This window comes from Streptomyces sp. NPDC006265, assembly GCF_040613555.1.
Classification (GTDB): domain Bacteria; phylum Actinomycetota; class Actinomycetes; order Streptomycetales; family Streptomycetaceae; genus Streptomyces.
Genome location: NZ_JBEXSH010000618.1, coordinates 1 through 5525 on the forward strand (window position 1 = coordinate 1; position 5525 = coordinate 5525).

Annotated in this window: 5 protein-coding genes and 2 pseudogenes; all 7 read right to left on the reverse strand. The window is 66.6% G+C overall.

The features are described 5' to 3' along the window. Positions 1-63 precede the first annotated feature (63 nt). Entirely contained in the window at positions 64-849 is a 786-nt protein-coding gene (locus ABZ281_RS35570) for an extracellular solute-binding protein (protein ID WP_356662202.1), read from the reverse strand. Between the two features lie 152 nt (positions 850-1001). After that, positions 1002-1223: an SDR family oxidoreductase gene (locus tag ABZ281_RS35575; RefSeq protein WP_356662206.1), complete on the reverse strand. Its 222-nt coding sequence runs from the start codon at positions 1221-1223 to the stop codon at positions 1002-1004. 73 nt (positions 1224-1296) lie between these two features. Beyond that, positions 1297-1605: pseudogene (locus tag ABZ281_RS35580) on the reverse strand (hypothetical protein); the annotation flags it as partial. Between the two features lie 74 nt (positions 1606-1679). Further along, positions 1680-2360: a haloacid dehalogenase type II gene (locus tag ABZ281_RS35585; protein ID WP_356662203.1), complete on the reverse strand. Its 681-nt coding sequence runs from the start codon at positions 2358-2360 to the stop codon at positions 1680-1682. A 53-nt stretch (positions 2361-2413) separates the two neighbouring features. Continuing rightward, on the reverse strand, positions 2414-3493 hold the full coding sequence (locus ABZ281_RS35590) for a phosphotransferase (protein WP_356662204.1): 1080 nt from the start codon (positions 3491-3493) through the stop codon (positions 2414-2416). A 23-nt stretch (positions 3494-3516) separates the two neighbouring features. Beyond that, entirely contained in the window at positions 3517-4866 is a 1350-nt protein-coding gene (locus ABZ281_RS35595; protein ID WP_356662205.1) for an aminotransferase class III-fold pyridoxal phosphate-dependent enzyme, read from the reverse strand. Between the two features lie 403 nt (positions 4867-5269). Then, a pseudogene (locus ABZ281_RS35600) lies at positions 5270-5525 on the reverse strand (hypothetical protein); the annotation flags it as partial.

A 5525-nucleotide genomic window follows, 5' to 3' on the forward strand; every position in this document is an offset into this window, starting at 1 on the left:
CAGATTCGCGGAGCAATGGGAAATCCCTTAGCGGTGGCTCTGCCGGCGGCCACCGTTCCACCCTTAGCCCTGCGTCGACCCGCGTTCGATCAGGTGCTGGAGGCGGCCGGCCCAGGTGCTGGACGCCACGACCTGGTTGCGGGACAGCAGCTCGCCCGGTTCGGCGCCGTACTCCCAGTACGTCCGCACGGAGCCCTTGATCTCGTCGAGGACCTTGAAGGCGCGGTTCACGTCGAGGGGGTAGGGCCGGTCGAGCGGTACACCGTCGGCCAGCAGGGCGAACTCCAGCTCGGGCCAGTCCACCTCACCTTGCAGTGCGCGGCTGCCCGGGAAGGCCGCGAGGTTCCAGAAGTCCGCCCACGAGGCGGGCTTCCTCCCGTCGCAGGCGTCGGTCCGGTAGGCGAGCACGCTGGCCCAGTAGCTCTTGCCCACGCCGTTGCGGGTGAGGAGGGACTGGGCGATGCCCGCGTTCCTGGTGTTCTTCAACCGGCCGTAGTCCAGTGGCTCGGAGGCGTCCTCGTGCTCGAAGCGCGCCAGGTTGGACATGTCGATGTCCATGACGTCGAACCGCGGACGATCCTCCTTGATCTGGGCGAGCATCTGCTCGTGCCCGAAGTTCACGGCCTTGACCCGGATGCCTGTTTCCCTGCTGAAGGGGTCGTAGACGGCTTCGCGGTTCGCTTCACCGTAGGCGCCCCCGAAGTTGCGGACGACGAGCGTTTTGCCGCTCTTGGTGCTCCCTCGGTCGTCGCGGCTCTCGCACGCGGTGAGCGAGGTGGCGGAAACGCCGAGCGCGACCGAGCCGGCTCCGCTCAGGAAGGCCCTGCGGTCGATTCCGACGTCTCTCACCGACTGCCTCCAGAGGCTCTTCCGGATGATCCGCAACGGAGGAAGGCTGCCTGTTTCAGCTTAGGCGGCGGTTCGCGTACGACGTCGGTCCGGCAGCACCGAGCCGGTCGAGCTCTTTGACAGAAGGCAGCGTCCGGCAGTCCGGGCCCGGCTCAGAACGCCGTGTAGCCACCGTCCACCGGAAGGACGGCGCCGGTAATGCACGACGACTCGCGGCAGGCGAGGAAGAGAACCGCGTCGGCGACCTCTTCGGGGGTGGCGAGTCGGCCGATCGGGATGGAGTCCTCGCGGGTGCGCCGGTAGGCCGCGGGATCGGGTCGCCGCTGGAACGACGCCTCGATGACGGGCGTCGCGGTCAGTCCGGGCGCGACCATGGTGACACGGATGGATGTTGCGGTCCGCCCATTCGATGGCGGCGCCGCGCGCGAGCGCGATGAGGCCACCCTTGGCCGCGGAGTACATGGTCTGGTTCGGCATGCCGACCATGCCGAGCCGCGAGCTGACGCGCACCATCGACGCCCCGTCTCCCAAGCCCGCGGCATCAGGTGCTTCATGACCAGGAACGCGCACAGCAGGTTGCTGTGCAGCACCTCGCGTGCGTCGTGGTAGCTCATGTCGGTAAGGGGGCTGGACGCCTGGTATCCGTGGCAGAGGACGACCGAGCATGATGATCCAGCCGTAGGTGCGCACCAGGGCACTGATGAAGTGCGGTACGACCACAATCAGCATGGCCGGCGCGGCGAAGACGGGCCGCATCCGGGCGATGGCGTGCACAAGGACTTGGGAAGAGCTCGGGTGTGTGCCGTGCGGGACTGGTGTGTTGCCTTGGGTCAGATGCCGAGCATGGTGTTGAGGTCGTCCAGGGACTTCACGGTGACGTAGTCGTAGCCGTGGGTCACCGGGTCGTAACCGCGGTCCAGCAGGACCAGGTTGCGGAAGCCCATGTCGTGCATCGACTGGTGGTCGTAACGGGTGTGCGAGGCGACGTGCACGAAGTCCTCGGGGGACGCGTTGAGCTTCTCGAGCATGTACTCGAAGGCGGCGTAGCGGGGCTTGTAGTAGCCGGCCTGCTCCGCGGTGAGGACCGCGTGGAAGTCCGCCCCGAGCTTGGGCACGCTCTCCGCGAGGAAGGAGTCGTCCGCGTTGGAGAGAATCACCAGCTTGTAGTGCTCGGCCATCTTCTTCAGCGGCTTCACCACGTCCGGGTGCGGACCCCAGCTGCGGACGCCGTCGGCGAACCGCTTGCCGGCGTCCGGCGCCGCCTTCACACCCCACTTGCGGCAGACCCGCTCGAAGGAGTCCTGCAGCACCTGCTCGTAGGGGTAGTACTCGCCACGGACCTGGTCGTAGCGGTAACCGCGGAACTCCCGCACGAACTGGTCCCACTGCTCCGCGGGGATCTGGTCGCCGACGAGTTCATACGTGATGGGGGTGATCGGGTATTCGATCAACGTGCCGTAGCAGTCGAACGAGACGTATTTCGGCCGGAACTGCAGGGAGGGAATGGCCATGAGGATGCTCCTGTCTTGCTCTGCGGGAACCGCACCTGTTGGGGACTTGAATTTCAGGAATGCCCATGACGGGCTTCCCATAGGTGCGCGACGACGTCATCCAGGCTCACGGCCAAGGAACGCTCGACATTGATCCAGTCGTCCTTGGCGTGATCCAGGAGGTACTCGCGCCGTTCGGGTGCGCGCTCGGCGCGCCAGTTCGTGATCAGCGCACGCAGTGTGAGTCGCGCCAACGCGGCAATGGGGAGCAGCGGAAGTTCCGAGGGGTGGACCGGCCGCTCCCGTTGGTACCCGGCGACGAACGCGCATGCGTCCCGCCAGGGATGATCCGGCGTCCTGCCGAGCAGGTTCGCCATGGGAACTGCGGGATCGAAGATCACCGCACTGCGCACGGTGTCGCCGAAGTCGATGACCCCGGTGACGAAGTGATCACTCTTTTGATCCACGACGATGTTGTAGGGGCTGAAGTCGCCGTGGATCACTTGCGTCTCGAGATCGCTCAGCCTCGGGACGACGGCGACATCGAAGTGCCTGAAGACGGTCTCGGCCATCCGGCGGTGCTCGGGGATCGGTGTGTACTCGAGCAGGCCGGTCAGCCGGTGGAAGTGCCGGATGTCCCAGACCAGGCCGCGTCGGTCTGCGGGGTGCGTGAACGCCTTCAGCGCCTCGTCGACCCGCCCCAGCATCTCGCCCGCTTTGGCGAGCTGCTCTACGTCCGGGCTCGTCTGTGCCATGACCGGACCCGCGACGAACTCGAACACCCGCAGGATCCGGGTCCGGCCGTCGTTCAGCCGGATGGCCACGCTGTCTTCGCCGTCGGCGGTCAGCTTCACCCGCTGGACCGGCAGCTGCGGTGCGGCGCTTTCGAGGAAGCGCATCGCGGCGGTCTGGAGATCGACGACCGCGTCCGCCTCGTCCGGCGGTGAGACTTTCACGAGGTGGTCGCTCGTGCCCGTCCGGAGCCTGAACGTGTCGTCCTTCTCCGTCGCCAGTCGGCCGAGACGTCCGTTGAGGCCGTAGTGCTTCTCAAGGAAGATGCTCACCAGCACCACGTCGATGGGCTCGTGGGACGACGTCAGGCCGCTCTCCTCGAAGAGGCGTCGAGCAAAATCGGCAGCCGGTGAGGTGTTCACGGGCAATCCCTTCAGACAGCCTGCTACAGGCGGCTTTTCGCGACCTCGGCGAAGGTCTCCAGGAAGCGGGTCGCATCGGCGCAGTCGAAGGCCAGCGGGGGGCGGATCTTCAGCGTGTTCGCCGACGTGCCCGTACCGTTGATCAGGATGCGGCGATCACGCATGTCGTTGATGACCTCTTCGGCAAGTGTGCGGTCGGGCTCGAGGGTCTCCCGGTCCTTGACGAGCTCCACGCCGACGAAGAGACCGGCGCCGCGTACTTCGGCGACATAGGGGGAGTCTCTGGTGATCTCCCGCAGTCCCGCGCGCAGGGCGTTGCCGCTCTCCAGGACGCGCTGCTGCACGTTCTCCCTCTCGATGACGTCCAGAACCGCTGCGCCGGCGGCAACAGGGATGGAACTGCCACCGAAGGTGTTGAAGTAGCGGACGTTGCGTCCGAACTCCTCGCAGACCTCGGGGCGGAAGACCACACCCGAGATCGGCAGGCCGTTGCCCATCGGCTTGCCCATGGTGACGATGTCCGGCACGACGCCGTGGCGGCTGAAGCCCCACATCGAGTCCCCCAGCCGGGCGAATCCCGACTGGACCTCGTCCGCGATGTAGACACCGCCGGCCGCGTGCACCTCCTCCACCACGGACTGCATGTAGCCGGGGGGATCGGTGAAAATGCCGTCGCTGCTGTAGGCGCAGTCGGTGATCAGGGCAGCGAGCCGGTAGCCGTGGCGCTCGAGGTCCTCGACCGCGCCGCGCACCTGCAGCCGCATGTGCTCGTCGAGCGTGGATCCGGGCGCGACGAGGCGCGGGTCAGGGGCGTCGATGAGCCGGACATTCGGGCCCAACGGGGAACCCGCGCCCAGGGTGGGCGAGAAGCTCGCCACCTCCCGGGTGATGCCGTGGTAGGCCCAGCGGGTGACGATGATGCCCTCGCCGCCCGTGTGGAACCTCGCCACTCGCATGGCCAGGTCGTTCGCCTCCGAGCCGCTGCACGCGATGCTCAGCTTCGACAGCTCCTCGGGGAAGGTCGCGAGAAGCCGCTCCGCATAGTCGACCAGTGCTTCCTGGACGTAGCGCGTGTTGGTGTTGACCGCGGTCATCTGCCGGGCGACGGCCTCGGCCACGTGGGGGTGGGCATGCCCGACGCACGGGACGTTGTTGTAGGCGTCGAGATAGTCGTTGCCGTCACGGTCGATCAGGTGGGCGCCGTGACCGGAAACGAACTCGACCGGCTCCTTGTAGATGAGCGTGTACCCGGGGCCCAGCACTCGCTCGCGGCGTCTGATGGTCTCTTGGATGTGTTCGGGAAGTTCGCCCACTGCACCCGGGTCGAACCGATTGGGGTAGTGGGCGATCGCCCGACTGAGCGTTGAAGTCATCTGCAGGCACACCTTCAGTCTGATTTTCGTTCGAGGTTGCTCGCTGCTGCGGCTGAGACCATACCATCTTTCGTTCCAGTTCCAACCTGAAACTAGAAATGTTTTCGGCTGGATCTGGATGGCATTTCAGGTGTCGGCATCTGGCTGGTAACTCCCCTGTGACCAAAGGAGCTCGGGGTGCCGTCAGGCGGGTCCGAGCATCGCCCGCCGGCTCGTGATGCTCCCTGCGGAGCCCCTGCTGAAGAGAGACCTCGCGCCCGGCATGGGGGAGGGCAGCCGGGCGCGGGGCGATCCGCGGTACGTGATGCGGCTCGGGCCGGGATCCGGGCCCACCGCATTGAACGACCTCTGTGGCGGGTCGCTCGACATGGGTGGACGAACAGTGACGTTGGAGCCTTTGAGCTCAGTCGAGGAGACGGGTGGCGCTCTGGCTCCTGGGATCGGGGTCGAGGAGTTCGGCGAGGTGCAGGGCGCGGATGTCCTGGTCGCCGGCGAGATGGTCGATCTGGGTGGCGCAGCTGAAGCCGTCGGCGACGACGGGGTGTCCGTCGAGTTGGTCGAGGCGGGGTGTGAGGGCGAGGTCGGCTGCGGCGAGGAGGTGTCGTAGTGCTCGGCTTCGAAGCCGAAGTTGCCGGCGAGTCCGCAGCAGCCCTCGGCCT

Coding starts and splice junctions, on each gene's coding strand:
- ABZ281_RS35575 (WP_356662206.1), bottom strand. CDS start 1,223: ATGGTCGCGCCCGGACTGACCGCGACGCCCGTCATCGAGGCGTCGTTC.
- ABZ281_RS35585 (WP_356662203.1), bottom strand. CDS start 2,360: ATGGCCATTCCCTCCCTGCAGTTCCGGCCGAAATACGTCTCGTTCGAC.
- ABZ281_RS35595 (WP_356662205.1), bottom strand. CDS start 4,866: ATGACTTCAACGCTCAGTCGGGCGATCGCCCACTACCCCAATCGGTTC.